The organism is Microcoleus sp. Pol12A5 (genome assembly GCF_036701435.1).
Lineage (GTDB): Bacteria > Cyanobacteriota > Cyanobacteriia > Cyanobacteriales > Microcoleaceae > Microcoleus.
In genome coordinates, this window is sequence record NZ_JAUBQU010000126.1 from 1 (window position 1) to 16,489 (window position 16,489).

General features: G+C 46.8%; 11 protein-coding genes and 1 pseudogene. 5 read left to right on the top strand and 7 right to left on the bottom strand.

Annotated elements, in window-relative coordinates; translation table 11 throughout:
- Positions 1-290: 290 nt before the first annotated feature.
- Positions 291-2,204 carry a heavy metal translocating P-type ATPase gene (locus tag QUA45_RS23715; RefSeq protein ID WP_333222275.1) on the top strand — a complete coding sequence of 638 codons (1,914 nt, stop codon included), beginning with the start codon at positions 291-293 and terminating at the stop codon, positions 2,202-2,204.
- A gap of 303 nt (positions 2,205-2,507) precedes the next feature.
- Positions 2,508-4,574 (top strand): elongation factor G, encoded by a 2,067-nt coding sequence (locus tag QUA45_RS23720; RefSeq protein WP_333222276.1) that lies wholly within the window; start codon positions 2,508-2,510, stop codon positions 4,572-4,574.
- Positions 4,575-4,847: 273 nt separating this feature from the next.
- On the opposite strand, the gene QUA45_RS23725 is transcribed toward QUA45_RS23720, so the two are convergent.
- Complete coding sequence (locus QUA45_RS23725) at positions 4,848-5,942, bottom strand: Get3/ArsA fold putative tail anchor-mediating ATPase NosAFP (protein WP_333100746.1); 1,095 nt, start codon at positions 5,940-5,942, stop codon at positions 4,848-4,850.
- 249 nt (positions 5,943-6,191) lie between these two features.
- On the bottom strand, positions 6,192-6,392 hold the full coding sequence (petP, locus tag QUA45_RS23730) for a cytochrome b6f subunit PetP (protein ID WP_333070922.1): 201 nt from the start codon (positions 6,390-6,392) through the stop codon (positions 6,192-6,194).
- Between the two features lie 670 nt (positions 6,393-7,062).
- On the opposite strand from petP, the gene QUA45_RS23735 reads away from it, so the two are divergent.
- Both QUA45_RS23735 and QUA45_RS23740 read left to right on the top strand, forming a co-directional pair.
- The gene (locus QUA45_RS23735; RefSeq protein ID WP_333222277.1) at positions 7,063-8,169 is read left to right on the top strand and encodes a FecR domain-containing protein; all 1,107 of its coding nucleotides are present in this window, start codon (positions 7,063-7,065) and stop codon (positions 8,167-8,169) included.
- 569 nt (positions 8,170-8,738) lie between these two features.
- Positions 8,739-10,553 (top strand): adenylate/guanylate cyclase domain-containing protein, encoded by a 1,815-nt coding sequence (locus QUA45_RS23740; protein ID WP_333222278.1) that lies wholly within the window; start codon positions 8,739-8,741, stop codon positions 10,551-10,553.
- 155 nt (positions 10,554-10,708) lie between these two features.
- Here QUA45_RS23740 and glsA read toward each other — a convergent pair whose 3' ends face one another.
- A complete protein-coding gene (gene glsA / locus QUA45_RS23745; RefSeq protein WP_333222279.1) occupies positions 10,709-11,635 on the bottom strand; it encodes a glutaminase A in 927 nt (308 codons plus the stop codon).
- Between the two features lie 449 nt (positions 11,636-12,084).
- Between glsA and QUA45_RS23750 the strand changes: the two genes are divergently transcribed.
- Positions 12,085-12,426, top strand: a complete 342-nt coding sequence (locus tag QUA45_RS23750; protein WP_333100738.1) for a hypothetical protein — start codon at positions 12,085-12,087, stop codon at positions 12,424-12,426.
- Here the strand turns inward: QUA45_RS23750 and QUA45_RS23755 are convergent.
- The 4 genes and pseudogenes from QUA45_RS23755 to QUA45_RS23765 form a co-directional block, all read right to left on the bottom strand.
- Positions 12,423-13,418 (bottom strand): YdcF family protein, encoded by a 996-nt coding sequence (locus QUA45_RS23755; RefSeq protein ID WP_333100737.1) that lies wholly within the window; start codon positions 13,416-13,418, stop codon positions 12,423-12,425. The two genes, QUA45_RS23750 and QUA45_RS23755, sit on opposite strands and share 4 nt — an antisense overlap.
- Positions 13,419-13,772: 354 nt before the next feature.
- Positions 13,773-15,260 carry a polyphosphate:AMP phosphotransferase gene (pap, locus tag QUA45_RS23760; protein ID WP_333222280.1) on the bottom strand — a complete coding sequence of 496 codons (1,488 nt, stop codon included), beginning with the start codon at positions 15,258-15,260 and terminating at the stop codon, positions 13,773-13,775.
- A 385-nt stretch (positions 15,261-15,645) separates the two neighbouring features.
- Positions 15,646-15,861 (bottom strand): annotated as a pseudogene (locus tag QUA45_RS29275) (ISKra4 family transposase); the annotation flags it as partial.
- Positions 15,862-16,095, bottom strand: coding sequence for a hypothetical protein (locus tag QUA45_RS23765; RefSeq protein ID WP_333222281.1), 234 nt, complete (start codon positions 16,093-16,095; stop codon positions 15,862-15,864). It lies immediately after the preceding pseudogene.
- Positions 16,096-16,489: the final 394 nt, after the last annotated feature.

The window sequence follows — 16,489 nt, forward strand, 5'->3', positions numbered from 1 at the left end:
AGCTCGTCAGCAGGGTTTTGACATCACTGTTAGTGGTTGGCCGTATGGCTAATTGAGAATGGTGCAAGATCTCAGTTTCAACCGACTAAAACATTAAATTCAATTCTCAACTCTCTTGAGTCCTCTTTCAGAGGACTTGCGCTATGAGACAGGGAATTCATTCCCTGTCGGACTCTGGGACTCAACGAGGGGCGAGTTGATGCTGGATTTATTTTGGTTTCATTCTTGACATTGACACTAATGTCAAGGTTTAGGGTAAAGGAGTCATCTACCCTATCAAATTTTCCCCCATGACTCCCAATTCCCTCCCCATTTCTCGCCTCTGGCGCCTCGCCGAAGAACATCCAGATGCTGTGACTGCCGCCCTGTGCGGAATTCTAGTAATCTTGGGTTCGCTAGCCCTGCAATTCGGCTGGCTGGGTGTAGCCGTGTTAATCTTACCCGCGGCTTATGTTATCGGTGGCTATTCCAGCACCCGCGAAGGCTTAACTACGCTTTTTCAAGAACGCGAATTAGATGTAGATTTGTTAATGATTGTCGCTGCTTTGGGCGCGGCCGGTTTGGGGCTCTGGCGGCAAGAATATCATTTAATTGTTGACGGTGCGGTGCTGATTTTAATCTTTGCAATTAGCGGCGCGCTTGAAGGTTATGCTATGCAGCGGACTGAACGCAGCATCCGCAGTTTGATGAGTTTGACTGCGGATACTGCTAGGGTGGTAATGTACGGCGGGGAACGGTTCGTTGCGATCGACAAATTGGAAATTGGCGATCGCATTTTAGTCAAGCCCGGAGAAATCATCCCCACAGATGCGATAATTATTGAAGGCTACAGTGCGATCGATCAAGCCTCCATTACCGGCGAGTCGATGCCCGTGGAAAAAACCAGGGGCGATGAAGTCTATGCAGGTACAATTAACGGTGCCGGCGCATTGAAACTCGAAGTTCATAAAACTCCAGAAAGCAGCTTGATTCAGCGAGTGATTCGGCTAGTCCAAGAAGCGCAAACAGCAGCGCCGCCTTCTCAAATGTTTGTGGAAAAATTTGAGCGCGGTTATGCCAAATTAATTGTCGGTTTAGGCTTGCTGCTGGCAATTTTACCGCCCTTTGTTTTGGGCTGGAATTGGGAAGAGACAATCTATCGGGCGCTGATTTTCCTAGTAGTCGCATCCCCCTGCGCGCTGATGGCTTCGATTATGCCGGCGCTGCTTTCGGGAATTGCTAATGGGGCGAGACAGGGGATTTTGTTTAAAAGTGGCGCGCAATTAGAGATGATTGGTAAAGTCAGGGCGATCGCCTTTGACAAAACCGGAACTCTCACCACAGGAAAACCTGAAGTTATCCAAATTGTACCAGCAGCCAGATATACTGAAACAGAAGTTCTGCAATTGGCTGCAGCCCTAGAAGCTCATTCCGAACACGCGATCGCCCACGCAATTGTCAGCGCCGCCCAGCAACAACAGTTACAATTGTCAACCGCTACCGACGTACAAGCAAAAATCGGTCAAGGAATTATCGGCCAAGTCAACAATCAAATCATTGCCATTGGTAAAGCCAATTTTGTCGAAGCAACTTCCGAATTAACTCAAATCAGCCAGCAGTTGCAAGCCGAAGGTAAAACAGTTGTTTGGGTGGCAAAGGGCGAGCAACTTTTGGGAATCATTGCAGTAGCAGATACCCTGCGCCCCGAAGCAGCAGCAACGGTAAAACGCTTGCAAAAATTAGGCGTAGAACATATAATTATGCTAACCGGCGACAACGAGCAAACAGCTCAACACATCGCCCGTCAATTAGGCATCAATGAAGTGTACGCCGAACTTTTGCCAGAAGACAAAGTGCAGGCAATTAAACAACTGCAAACCCAGTATCAAACTGTAGCAATGGTAGGAGACGGCATCAACGACGCCCCCGCCCTCGCTCAAGCTTCCGTCGGCATTGCGATGGGAATTTCCGGCAGCGATGTTGCTTTAGAAACTGCTGATATCGTATTAATGGCAGATAAATTAGAGCAACTAGGTAAAGCAATTAGTTTGGGCCGCCGCGCTCAAAATGTTGTCAAACAAAACATTGTTTTTGCACTCAGTTGCATTGTGCTGTTATTGGCTGCTAATTTTTTCGGAAATATCACCATGCCTTTCGGCGTCATCGGTCACGAAAGCTCTACAGTAATAGTAACCTTAAGCGGTTTGCGACTGCTGAGAAATTAGACACTAAAAACCGCTAAAATCGAGGCCGAGCCTCTAGAAATACGTTCTCAGGCAGAGCCTGGGAACGAGAGTCTTATCCGCGTTAATCTGCATTAATCTGCGCGTAAAAATTCAAAATATTAAGAAAAACTACAATTTGTGTTGGCGTCACTCAAAATACGCTAGCGTCAAAAGTATAGAATCATACCAAAATCTGAAATTGCTCGAAACTGCAATAAAAATTAACCTAGAAAAAGTCTAGAAAATGGTATAGAACAGATTGCACCAAGAGCAATGGAAAACAAGTTTTCTGTTGGAGGCAATATGAACGAAAAAGTCCTTGGGGCCACGCGGAACGTTGCAATTGTTGGCCCTTATTTAAGCGGTAAAACCGCACTGCTGGAAAGTTTGCTATCGGTGACAGGGGCAATTACTCGCAAAGGAAATGTCAAAGATGGCAACACAATAGGTGATAGTTCGCCGGAAGCACGCGATCGCCAAATGAGCGTAGAAGTAAACGCCGCCACCGCTGAATATGAAGGCGTCCGCTTCACATTTCTCGACTGTCCGGGCTCGGTAGAATTTGTCCAAGAAACTTACAATGCGCTGATTGGTGTGGATGCGGCGATAATTGTTTGCGAACCCGTTGCCGATCGCACTTTAACCCTCGCACCCCTGTTTAAATTCCTCGACGATTGGGAAATTCCCCACCTAGTTTTCATCAACAAGATCGATCGGGCTTGCACGGACGAAACCACTTGCGGCAGCAACTTCACCGACGTGATCGACGCGCTCAAATCCGTTTCCACTAGACCGATCGTACCTCACCAATATCCGATCGGCAAAAACGAACAAATCATCGGTTTTATCGACTTAGTAACCGAACAAGCTTACCACTACCATCCGGGCGCCGCCGCAGATCCCGTCCCGCTTCCAGAACACCTCAAAGCACAAGAAAGCGCAGCGCGGCAGCAAATGCTCGAAGAATTGGCGAATTTTGACGACCATTTACTCGAAGAATTGCTCGAAGAAATCAATCCCGACGCTGAAGAAATTACCCGCGATTTAAAGATGGAATTAGGCGCAGATTTAATTGTGCCAGTATTCATCGGCATGGCAGAACAAGATTTCGGCGTGCGACCTCTGCTGGAAGCTTTGCTGAGGGAAGCGCCGACACCGGAAACTACAGCCGATCGCCGAGGCATTATACTAAGTGAAAACAAAGTTCTGGCTCAAATCCTGAAAACCTATTACACGCCGCAGGGAGGTAAACTATCGTTAGTGAGAATGTGGCGGGGGACGCTGGCAGACGGAGCAATTTTGAACGGCGTTCGAGTTAACGGTTTGTACCGCTTGACCGGCCAGCAAACGCAAAGTTTGCAGTCTGTCAGCGCGGGGGAAATTGTGGCTGTGGGAAGGCTAGAAGGCGTAAAAACAGGCGATACGCTGGCGCTAGACCGATCGGAAGAATTGCCAAAAGCCGAAATCGTCCCGCCTGTCTACGCACTGGCGATCGTCCCAGAAAAGCGCAACGATGAAGTTAAGCTGAGTTCCGCTTTAGCTAAATTGCTAGAAGAAGACCCATCTTTAGTCTGGGAACAGCACGGCGACACTCACGAAATTATACTTTGGGGTCAAGGCGAAATCCACCTGAAAGTAGCCTTAGACAGGTTGCGCCGCAAGTATAACTTGCCGATGGTAACTCACTTACCGCAAGTGCCGTACAAAGAAACCATCCGCAAACCAGCATCTTCCATCCACGGGCGCTACAAACACCAAAGCGGCGGACACGGACAGTTTGGCGACGTGTACCTCGATATTACACCGCAGCCTCGCGGAGAAGGTTTCACCTTTAACGACAAAATAGTCGGCGGCGTCGTCCCAAAACAGTACATTCCCGGCGTAGAAGTGGGAGTGCGCGAGTATTTGGATCGCGGCCCGCTGGGTTTCCCGGTGGTAGACGTAGCGGTGACGCTGACGAACGGTTCCTATCATACCGTTGACAGTTCCGAACAAGCTTTCAAGCAAGCAGCGCGTTTGGCGATGCAGGAGGGAATGGCCAAGTGCGAACCGGCACTGCTGGAGCCGATCGCCAAAGTTGAAATTTGCGCTCCGAACGAGTGTACATCAAAGGTGTTGCAGTTGGTCAGCGGACACCGCGGCCAAATTCTCGGCTACGAAGGTAAAAAAGACTGGAAGGGATGGGATGCAGTTTCTGCTTATTTGCCGATCGCAGAAATGCAGAATTTGATCGTAGAATTGCGATCGCAGACAATGGGAGTAGGATTTTTTAATTGGGAGTTCGATCGATTGCAAGAAGTGCCGGAACCTTTAGCTAAGCGGGTTTTGCTAACAACCGGCGGCAATGGAAACGGTAACGGTAAAAGCTAGGTAATTGTCTTAAGAAACCCGGTTTCTTCAAGAAACCGGGTTTTTGCACGAGTTGCCATTAAAGTTTATTGCGATCGATTTCCATTTGTCGGATTATTCAGTTCCACTTGTTACCAGGCTCTGCCTGGTAACGCAGATCCGGAGGCTCTGCCTCCAATTTTCCTCCGCAATCGAGGCAGAGCCTCTAGACATCGGTTCCCTGGCTCTGCCTGGGAACCAGGGAATTCATCAGTGTATCCGTGTCAAAATCCGTGTCGTGCCTTCTTCCTTACCCTAAAAAGAAATAATCAAGTAACCGTTCAGGAACTTAGCACCAGTAACAGACTTCCCAGTTAGCGCCGGAGGCAGCAAAATATTGCGCCGCTGATCGCCCGCTTCGATCGTTACTTCCGGCCCGGATTGAATCAATTTAATTTCTTTCTTGTCAAACCCAGGCAAAAACAAACTAACTTGACGCTGTGCAATATTTATGTTAATCGGTTTAGGAGCTTTTGCCGCCTCAGAAAAATCTGGCAAAGCATCAATTAGCGGCTGCCAGTTATTGTCACTGTGCGACGGAACCGAAACAGCCGTCAAAGGCTCAAAATCGGCAGTAATAGCTTCTGTAACCGATGCTTGATTGACAATGACACCGCCCACAGTCAAGCCAATTTGTTGAGAACTTCCCCACAGATAGCGGGCAGTTGCGATCGCGCTTGCATCCCCAGTCGTCACCAAAAAAGCCGCAGTGCGGTTCGGATCGGCCAGCGCTTCCTTACCCTTATCCAAAAGATTATCGACTTGCTTAGTCGATTGAAAAGGATTATCCCCAGACAAATCCACCGTCAACACGGTACTGAAAACCGGCTGAATAAAAGGCGACAAAGCTTTACCCAAATCCGAATCTACCAAAGCTTGGCGGAACCTGCGGATATACCAACTCAAAATTTCCGGCATTCCCAGCATCCGCAGCGTATCCATGCCGCCGGTGCCGTCATAAACAATTACATCGTATTGTTTGCTGTCCTCGTATTCCCGAAGTTCGTTCAACGCCAGCGCGCTGTCCATTCCCGGTAAAACTCCTAATTCTTGACCGTAAATCTGCTTGAAAAAAGGAGTACGGACATATTGAGCTTCTAGTTGTTTAACTTCGTCCCACCTGCGTTCTAGCAGCGGCGCGCTTTGCACCTGAACTGCTTTCAAATTCGGGGCTATTTCTTGGGGAGTGGAAGTCAGAGGAGTTGCCAGCAGGATTCCCAATCCCGGTCCCGGATCTTGGCCGAGCAGCAGAACTCGCTTGCCTTGAGCCGCATATTTTTTAGCTGTTGCGATCGCGATCGTACTGCGGCCAGTGCCGCCTTTGCCCAAAAATGTCAAAATCAAAGCCATTTTCTGTTCTCACTGCCAAAGCTTACTCTTTAACATTTAAGCGCAACCTTCAGCCAGAGTGGGGGAAGAGGGAGAATGGAGGAAGAGGAGAGTCGGTGAGTGGGAGAGTGGGAGAGGGAAAGAATTGGGAAAATTTTTCCTCTTCCTTCTTCCATCGGACTGACATCCGTTACATCCGTTACATCCGTTACATCCGTTACATCCGTCGAGCGAATCCGTTGCCGAACTTCCTTCTTCCTTCTACATCTTTTAAACGGGTTCTAGCTCATCTTCAAAGAACCAAGTCGCAAAACCATCAAACTTGACAACCACGCCTACTCCGCTACCGTCAACCATTTTGAATCCGTCAACAGTGCCTACTGGATTCTCCTTTATCTTGCCCACTATATTGGCAGGTATCCGATCTCTGAGACGGCGCACCTTCACTCTCTGACCTACTTCTATTGCCACTGAAATTGTTCTCCTGCTCTATATAACCTATATACAACCGTTTATTTTACAGTTTGGCGTCTACTTCGGAACAGCAACACCCGCAAGCGATCGCTCACTATGATTTTCCATCGAAATTTCGACCAACTTTCCCTAAAAAACGGTATTCTAGTCGCGGTTGGTCAATCGTCTACCCGGATTCGCCTGGGTTTGCCTCATCAGCTTCCACAGCGGCAAGCTCAACTTCCAGAGCCTCGCGCACCACGGAGATAATTATTTTTTATCCCTTCGCAAAAACAATCTTTTTATTAATTGCCACAACTACAGGATTTATTTCCAATTAGTCATCCTTCCGGCAGAAGCCAAAAGGCATTCAGAAGCAGTAATTAATTTTAGGTTTGCTATATATAAATCTTCTATTTCTAACGTTGATATTGGCTAACATCAATGCTGTAAAGCACTTGGAGTCTGGATTGCAAAATTTTCCGAAGGTCAGATTGTAGTAAACAGTCTTGTTGTAACAGTTTACTACAATCTGACAATAAAAAAAAGATTTAATGCTAAAATTTCAGGCTGAGAAAGTTTATTTTTGCTGCTGTGTTACGGCATAAAAAGTCTAACTATTGCCGGATTTAGGGTGTCTGATACAGGAAAGGAAGTCTAGAAACTTCAATATGACAAAATTGAAATTATGAATAAAATTTTTACCTGTGGCCGCTCGACCCAAATTCCGCTCCTAAGTTTGTCGTTAGCTGTGTTCGCCTGTCTGGCGCTTGGTCGTGGGACGATCGCCAGTCCGCTCTATCCATCCCCCAAACAGCCGTCGAACCCTACTAAAATTATCTCCGTCGATCGACCGCCAGCACTGCCAACAGCCTCAAAATCTCCAACAAATCCGGCAACAGTGGCGGCTAATTCATCCCCAGCAGAGACGATAAACGCCCAGGGAACAGCGGCCGGACGATCGCTTGAAATAGAAGAAATTCGCGGTACAGTCACCTTTAAAGGGCGGCCGGCGGTTGTGGGCGATCGGCTACTCGCCCCTGGAGACGAAATCATCACCGGCCCCGATTCCACAGCCCGTTTAGGCATCGACAACCACACCGGCATCGTGGAAGTGGCCGAAAAAACCGCAGTCAGAATATCGAATTTGTCAAGCAGTGCAGGTGGCAAAAAAGACACAGTGATTTTTGTCAGCAGGGGGCGAGTCAGGTTGTCGATCGGCAAAACTGCTGCGACAACTCCCGCAGCCAACACCTCAACAATTATCCCCCCAAACCAAATAGTCGCCCTCAATACCTTCAGCGGACTCGGCAAATCCAGTCAAATTGCCCAACAAAAAAGTTCTGCCAAAACCGCCCCAGTCAGGGTTGAAACCCCAGAAGGCGTTGCCGGAGTTCGCGGCACATCATTTGGCGTCAGCGTTGGTGGCGGCAAAACCGCCGTCGAAACTATTGAAGGTGCAGTCGTAGTATCCGGCAACATCGATTCGGAAGTAGTTGTCAACAGTGGCAACGCCACCACAATTTTCCCTCAAACCTCGCCCGTGGCGCCCTCAGCCAGCCCTCGCCTAGCTAAACTCAAAGTCCGCAGGTTGTGGAGACTCAGTGGCAATATCTATCACCTCAGCGGTCAAATTAACCCGATCGACATAATTTATGTCAACAACGAAGCGATTAAGATCGATCGAAATGGCAACTTCAAAATCCAAGGAATTTTACCTCCAAGCCGCCGTCTCAAAATCGTAGTCCGAGGCCCGTCAATCACAGAACGGCATTATAGCCTCGCAGTTCCATAAAAAACTTATCGTCGCGAGTAAAGTGCGCGGGCAGTCTCTGAGGAAGTAAGTTAGATCGTAAGTCTTATTTGAGTTGATTATTTCATAGAGGGGCGAAGCATTTCGCGATGAAACTTCGTCAGCCAAGTCGCGTCTAAATATTAAAGTCAAGTTTAATGCAATTATTGTGAGGTGTCCCGCCCGCCTACAAATATAATTTAGATGCCCAACAGATTTGTCAAAATAAAGAAACTTGGCGTTAACCTTTCGCCATTACGGTATTGTAAAACTTCATGACTATACTAGGGGTTCCGGTTCCATCTAAATAATCAAATTGAGTCAACAGTTAAGACTCAACCATTCAGTTTTCAGATACCGAGTCAAGAGTAAACTGTCAAAAATTAACAATCCCTAGGAGTGCAACCGGAATTGATATATAGTAATCCTCGCATCATTTGTGAATTTCTTACTCCCTCCCCTCGATCGGGGGAGGGTTGAGATGGGGTAAAAAATTTACGACTCATTGAGGATGGATATAACTCTTATCGAAAATCGGAGTCTAATGTCAATGATTGCGTAAAATTAATTGCATGAAGTTCAAAAAATGGATGGATCATCTCAAACAAAATCAACTGCTCGGCCTGCGGCACTATATAGCCACAAACCCTCCCTGGATGACAGGAGCAGTAGTAGGTATAATGTCTGTCGCCATGCTGCAATTTGGAATGTGGAAACCCCTTGAATATTTGGGATACAAAACACTATTTCAAATTCGAGAATCGGGATTTTTTCCAAATCCGGGATGGGATCAGAGAATTGTAGTAATTGCGATCGAACGGCATTCCTTGCAGGAATATGGTCAATTTCCTTGGCCTCGCAACCGCTACGCCCAACTGCTAGAAGCGCTCAAAAAATCTCCCCCCACAGCCGTTGGTTTTGACATTCTTTTCCTCGATCCAAGCCCTAAAGATGATATTTTAGCCGCGGCAATTGCCGCCAACGGCAAAGTTGTACTCCCTAGAACCATCAAAGAAGAACCCGTAGCATCTTTAAAAGCAGCCGCCGCAGGTGTCGGCCACATCAGCCAAGAAGCCGATAGCGACGGTATTAGCCGCGAGTCAAAAATTTTTCTCAACGGCATTCCTAATTTCGGTTTAGCCATGACTCACAGGTACAATGCTGTTAACCCCGAAGATCCAGTATTGCTTCCACAGTCAAAAAATAAGCAGGAAAAAAAAGTTTGGATTAACTGGCCGGGGAAAACAGAAAATCTATCTACCTATGCTTTTGTTGATGTGGTAGAACGTAGAATTCCTGCAGACGCTCTGACCAATAAGTTAGTTTTAGTTGGCATAGTTGCTACGGGTTTAGACCCCATATCTTCACCTCTCAACAAGACTACGGCTGGGGTTTATTTATATGCAGCATTGGTTGACAATTTGCTCAATCAACGCTTGCTGCAGCGGCTGCCGGTACTGCTAGAAATTTTGTTATTATTGGGTATTGGCCCTCTTACCGCTTTGGTTCTGTACAAGCGAGGTGTTCAAGAAAGAATTGCGATCGCTCTCGGTTTGCCTGTTGTTTGGATTGCGGCTGCTGCTTTGCTATTTGGCTTCTTTTTTTGGTGGGTTCCGATTGCTGCACCTATCGGCACTCTCATTTTAGCTGGCACTGCTTTGCAACTGCGGGAACAGTACGAAAAACAGCAGTTGATGAGGTTATTTGAAAAGCACGTCGCTCCGGAGACAGCTCAGCTTATTTGGGAACGCAAAGCTGAGATATTTGAACAGGGAGAACTTGAACCTCAAGAACTTACAGCAACGGTGCTGTTTATGGATATTCGTAGTTTTACTTCGATTTCAGAAAAAATGCGACCGCGAGATTTACTCACCTGGTTGAACAATTATTTGGAAGCGATGACTAACTGTATTATGGATCACGGCGGTGTTGTAGATAAATACATCGGTGATGCAATTATGGCAGTTTTTGGGGTACCTTTTTGCCATACCGAATATCGACAAATTCAACAAGATGCTTTGAATGCAGTTGCGGCTTGTATTGCGATGCACGAACGCCTGCACCAACTTAACCAGCAGCTTAGAAGTGAACGCAAACCTTTAATTAAGTTTGGTATTGGTTTGCATACCGGACAGTTAGTTGCGGGCAGCGTCGGCGGTTCCCGGCGTTTGAATTATTCTGTGATCGGCGATGCTGTCAATGTTGCTGCTAGATTGGAGGCGATGAATAAGGAAATTGTTTCTGACAGTCCTTTTAATTTATTGGTGACGGCGAGGACTTTTGCTTACGTGCGCGATCGCTACGAAGGCCAAAAAGTAGGCTCGATTCAATTGCGCGGCAAAAAAGAAGAGACTGTGGTTTATGCTATTTTGGGTGAAAAGCATTAGTTATTGGGCATGGGGCATTGGTTCAGGACTTACGTATCAAAACCAAAGAAACTGGGTTTTTGGCAGTTTATGCCAGCATTCACGAAATATTCTCGCAACAAATCCCGGTGGTCGATCGAAGTTGAAACCCTGACCAACCGTGCGTAATTCTTAATCTAATCAAATACGCTCAGTCGCAGAGTTTTAGCTATTTTTTCTAACAGAAATAAGCCACCGATAGAATTTCCGTCTTTATCCAAGGGCGGACTGTAAAAGCCGATCGCACCTTGACCCGGAATTACCGAAAGCATTGCCCCGCTAACTCCCGACTTAGCCGGCAGTCCCACCCGCAGCGCAAAGCGGGCGGATGCTTCATACAAACCGCAAGTTGCCATCAGTGCTTTGACAATACGGCTGTTTTCCCCCATTGCTCGATCGCCACTATTTACCAAAACCATTCCCAGCTTAGCTAAATCCTCCACAGTTCCCGACAAACAGCAGACGCGATTGTAGGTTTCTAAAGCAATTCCCGAGTTTTGAAGATAACCCGATTCTACCATTGCTAAAGCGAGATCCCAATTTTTTTGATTCGGCATTGCATTCACTGAATCGAGCATTAACTCGTCAACAAATAACTGACTGTTTGCCTGTTGGTTCAGCCAATTTCGCAAGTTTTGACATCGCGCCACAGCATTTTGACCGGGAATCAAAGACGCTAGGGCGATCGCCCCGCTATTAATCATCGGATTTCTCGGCTTCCCTTGGTCTATTTCGAGTTGAGTTAAGGAATTGAAAGGCAGTTCCGAAGGCTCGCAGCCCACCCAGTCAAAAACCGTTTTTTCTCCCAATTGGCACAGCAAATAAAGCAGCACTAAGGGCTTGACTACACTCATCAGCGGGAATGTTTGAGAAATACTACCCCAGCTCAAAATTTTACCGTCAATTTCCCGAATTTGCACGGCAAAGCCTTGTCTATTTGCTTGTGCAAGGAGAGGTATGTACGCGGGAATTTGCCCGGATTTACTGCGATTTTTTGCCTCTTTTGCCCAAGCTGCCAGTTGTTCGGGTTGCAGGCAAGATAGTTTGCTGGTGGATATTTGCACTATCGATTATTTAGATTATTTAAAATTTTAGATTGGCATTCCTGGCGCGATGTTGAGCCAGAAACCCGGTTTATTAACCGAATTGCGTCACTTCAGCTCTCTGTGACCAGAAACCGGGTTGCTTGGGCGACAGAAACCAAGCTCGAACATCAAGCTATTGACGTTTCGGCGCGCCGGGAGAAAATAAATTTTTCATAAAAAACCTGTACTTTGCATAAAAACCTCTCCTTCATCCAGATAGATAATTAGCAGCTTCAAGGCAATGCTGCTACACAAAACAAACAAGCACTAGCTTGAAATGCCTTCAGATTCTGATGTCTAAGCCCCAGTAAGGGGCGGGGTACATATTCAACTTAATTCTTTCAGAGTTCGCCAAATCCTGTCCGGAAAACCCCCGAACCTTTAAGAATGTACTATCCAACCGGATCTACCAAAACCAAGATAAAAAAATGACAGAAGCGAAAGCAGAAGCACCAAAACCCGCTCCCATGATTTTTAAGGGTGTGTGCAACGACGGGGTTCTCAAAGGCAAAGAAATAGAAGGTAAACTAGATATCAAAGTCAACGTTGAATCTGTCAAAACCCCTGAAGCAAAGCCCACAAAATCCCAGTGGGAGCCAATTATCTTTTGGGTATTGTTTGCATTCATGGCAAACTTGATTGTCGGCGACCCCGCCGGAATGAGAAAAAAATACAGCTCCCCACAAAGGTCTTCTTCTCATCAGATGTTAAACCAATCTGGGGAGCAGTCGCTGTTGCCTAAGAAAAACACCAGCAACTTGCCACTTTAGGCCCTGGGAGCCTGCCAGCCGCGCAAATAGTAATAGAAAGACCCGAAATATTCATCGAATACTCGCGTCGTAGTTACCAAAGCTTCTGCACTAGGCAAAAAATCTCCCGCGTCTAAGCGGAGTCTACTGGATCTCCCTCCTGATGTGGGTTGAAAAGTGTAGAAGTCGGTAGCCCTAGGAATCACCTGAATTCCCATATTCGCAAAAGCGAGGCTGGCACGGCGCATCTGAATAGCAGATGTTACCAAGATTACTTTACGCGCAGCGCCACGGCTGTCGAGTATCTTTCTCACCTCTTCAGCGCTGGTGCGTATGTTGCTGCCGTTATCGTCAAGAACGATACTGCTGCGCGGCACGCCCATGTTGTTTGCCAGCAAAGTCTCGATATCCTTAGCTTCGCCAACATAACCCTCCAACTCTGGTCTGGGGCCAGCGGTAACGATGACCATGGGTGCTAGTTGTTTTCTGTACAAAACGGCAGCATAGGGCAGGCGATTGCCAGTATCTGTTAGTTGAATCGCCACTCGGTTGGGGATGTGAGGCTGAGTGGTTCCCTTGCCCAGCAGCACGATCGCCGCTGCGGTTTCGTCGCAGCAAACTGTCCGCACGGCCGCAGCGGCATCCCGTTCTGCTTGCTCCGCGAACCAGTAAGCGACAACTGGCATACTCGAAAGGATCAAAACTAGCAGCGCTGCCAGGATCATTCTCGGCGCCGGGTTGCGGATGCCCCCGTTCGTGATCAGCGCGGATGCAATCACCAGCAGCGTGATTGAAAAACCCAGCGGCTTAAAGAAGAAGGCTATGAGCCCGAAAATCGCTGCTCCGACCGGGGTGTCTGGTGCAAAAAAAGCTAGAATCAAAAGGCTGATCAGCAGCAAAACGCGCAGCCGATCTAATAAAGGATTGTCTTTGCCCCCTGATTGATCCCACCACGATTTGATCAGTGAGAACAGGAGGAATAGAAATAGAATGCGAGCTAACAGTTCTGGCATCTTGCAATATTCTGTGTCTTCATAAATTAGTACAGAAGTTTTGGAAACGAGCGCGAATTTAACTGCGGGAGGAAATACGGGAATTGGTGAGTTTTTAACGGTCGCCAATAACGCAGCCCGATCGCATTTATCCTAATGCTCGATTCCGGTCAGCTATCAACCATTGGTTGCAGGGTGAAACCCGCTACTTCCAGTCACAGATTGCTGACAGTTAATTGGTAATTGATAACTGGTAATAGTTGATTGGTAATTGGTAATGGATCGAGCACGCCGCAGGTGGAATTGACAATTCAAGCCTGCTTTGTTCTGCCTACTTTTTTCCCCATTACCTGTTACCGATTCACCAATCCCAATTTATCGGCGCTTCAGTTGATTCCGAATTGCCTGCGTTACCGTTTGAATTACTTTAACACGAGCATAATACTTGTTATTGGCCGCAATTAGCGTCCAGGGAGCTAGCGGCGTGCTGGTGCGCTGAATCATTTGATTCACCGCTACTTCATAATAATTCCACTTTTCCCGATTCCGCCAATCTTCCTCGGTGAGTTTGTATTGTTTAAATGGATTGTTTTGCCGCTCTGTAAACCGCTTTAGCTGTTCGTCAGGACTGATGTGCAGCCAGAATTTAACTAAGACACAACCGAAACTGGTGAGTTGCTCCTCAAATTCGTTGATTTCCTGATAAGCTCGCCGCCATTCGGGTTCAGTGGCAAATCCTTCGACTCGCTCGACCAGCACTCTACCATACCAACTACGATCGCAAATGCTGATTTTACCGGCAGTTGGCAGCCGCTGCCAGAACCGCCACAGGTAGTGGTGCGCTTTTTCTTCGTCTATCGGGGCCGCAAAGGCATTAACAGTGTAACTGCGGGGGTCTAATACGTCGGTCAAGCGTTTGATTGCTCCTCCTTTACCTGCGGCGTCCCAACCTTCAAACAGCACTAACACGGGAATTTCATCTTCGTAGATGCTTTGTTGCAGTTTGCCAAAACGGGTTTGTTCCTCGCGAAGTTGCTCTTTGTATTCGTCGGGCGACAGCGATTGAGTTAAATCTACTTGGGCCAGCAAGTCGGGTTCGGTGGGTTGCAACCTTTCTTGATGTGGCAATTTCACGGGTGCAGATTGCATCGGCAGTCTGTCTAGGGCTTCTGTAATTGTCGCTGCCATTTGCGTTAAAACTTTGACTCTCGCCCAGCGTTGACAATTGCCTTCTACTAGCGTCCAAGGTGCGGAACCCGTGCCGGTTTGGGCTACCATTTCTTCGGCCAAAGTTGTGTATTCTTCGTATTTTTTGGCTTGTTTCCAATCTTCGGGTCGCACTCGCCAAGCTTGTAAGGTGTCGTCTTCTAGTTTTTTGAGCCGGTGCTTGAGTTCTTTTTTGCTCAGGTGAATCCAAAATTTGGCGATTGCCGCGCCGTCATCTACCATCTGCCGCTCGAAGGCGTTGATTTGCCTGATGACTGTGGGTACTTGGGCGTCGGAGACTCGATCGAACAATCGGTCTTCTAAAATGTGAGTGTACCAACTGTGGTAGAAAAAACCAATTTTGCCACGGGCGGGGAGTTTCTGCCAAAACCGCCACAGGAAAGGATAGCCCATTTCTACATCTGACGGCGGCCAAATTGGGTGGACGGCAAACCCCCGCGGGTCCATATACCCCACAATTTGTTTGACTAAAGCGCCTTTGCCGGCGGCGGCCCAACCTTCGAGGACGATAATTGCGGGCAATTTTTTTTCTCTGCAGGCCAGTTGGAGCGATCGCAACTGTTGCATTAAAATTTCTATCTTGGCATCGTAGGTTTCTTTATCTAGGGAAATGTTTAAATCCAGGTTGTCAAGCATATTTACCTTCTACCAATCCGAAATCTAGTTTAATGTTAGTTTAATGTTTGGATAAATCCCAGCTAAAATCAGGTAAAAAAGTGATGGTAACTACTGTTACGGTCGGTTAAAACTGCGATACTTCTCCCCTCAAAAACCTGCTCCCGTCCCTACTACCAAAACTCTCCTCACCTCAAACTTGCAAAAAAAAACAGGTCAGGTTATAGTTGAGATAGGGGACTTTTAAATAAGTTCAATTTCTCCCCTCCCCCGATCGGGCGAGTTAACAGGAGGAGCCACAAATCCCTGAGAAATGATTTATTGTAAAACAGAGCAAAAGTAAAAATCAACTACCCGGTGGGGGTGACAACTGGGATCGTGTCACTTTTGCAATAAATACAAATACCTAGGCAGCTTTTCCAGACTTGCCAATTAACCCATTTAAGTAAGCACATCGATGAGCCAAAACTTGCCCCACATTTTCTTTTTTCCAACTTGCTCCAGATATTTTAACCCGTCTCGATATTTGCTTAATTCCTGATTCTACTGCCCCAGAGCCAATTGAGCAGACCTGATCTTTCTGAAGTGCTTCATAATTGACAATCCTTCCTTGATGCTTTTCTCAAAATCTGCAAAAATTCACTGCTGTTTCTTTCTTTAATTCTGTCAATAACGGTTTTGCACTTTCTATATCTCCTTGCCCCAAATATTTTTCGGCTTGTTTTAGTCTTCTCATTGAACCCCCTACTTTCTGTAGATTTTCATTCAAATGATACCCATATAAAATTTCTCTTCTGTCTTGTTTATTGCTGATTTCCTTGAATATATTCCCTACTCCATCATGCCCATCTCCCAAACAAGTTACAGGTTTTGCTAAAGGTTGTTCGTTTGCTCAATCAATGAGCGTTTCATTTTGTTCAAAACTAGCTACTATCCCTACTTCTGATACAATTGCTTTATAGTCTTTCCACTCGGATTTTTCTCCTTTTGCTGTTATCAATCTTATTTTTCCACCATCTACACTCAGCTCAGTAATGTCTATTCTTGCTGCTGTCGCTCAAATTTTTGATAATGTGCTAATGTGAGTTGCGTCTTTGATGGAACCGCAGGGTAAGCTCATCTAATTTGGTATAAATTGTACTTGACAATGACTCAAATGAGCGATCTTAAGTCCAATGGCGCTGATATTTTTTGGAGAAGGGTACGATCGCAGAGGTTTGGAAGAGGTTTTTTTGAAGGTTTTGTCTTGG

Coding starts and splice junctions, on each gene's coding strand:
- QUA45_RS23725 (WP_333100746.1), bottom strand. CDS start 5,942: ATGGCTTTGATTTTGACATTTTTGGGCAAAGGCGGCACTGGCCGCAGT.
- QUA45_RS23755 (WP_333100737.1), bottom strand. CDS start 13,418: ATGCCAGAACTGTTAGCTCGCATTCTATTTCTATTCCTCCTGTTCTCA.
- QUA45_RS23750 (WP_333100738.1), top strand. CDS start 12,085: ATGACAGAAGCGAAAGCAGAAGCACCAAAACCCGCTCCCATGATTTTT.
- pap (WP_333222280.1), bottom strand. CDS start 15,260: ATGCTTGACAACCTGGATTTAAACATTTCCCTAGATAAAGAAACCTAC.
- QUA45_RS23735 (WP_333222277.1), top strand. CDS start 7,063: ATGAATAAAATTTTTACCTGTGGCCGCTCGACCCAAATTCCGCTCCTA.
- QUA45_RS23740 (WP_333222278.1), top strand. CDS start 8,739: ATGAAGTTCAAAAAATGGATGGATCATCTCAAACAAAATCAACTGCTC.
- QUA45_RS23715 (WP_333222275.1), top strand. CDS start 291: ATGACTCCCAATTCCCTCCCCATTTCTCGCCTCTGGCGCCTCGCCGAA.
- QUA45_RS23720 (WP_333222276.1), top strand. CDS start 2,508: ATGAACGAAAAAGTCCTTGGGGCCACGCGGAACGTTGCAATTGTTGGC.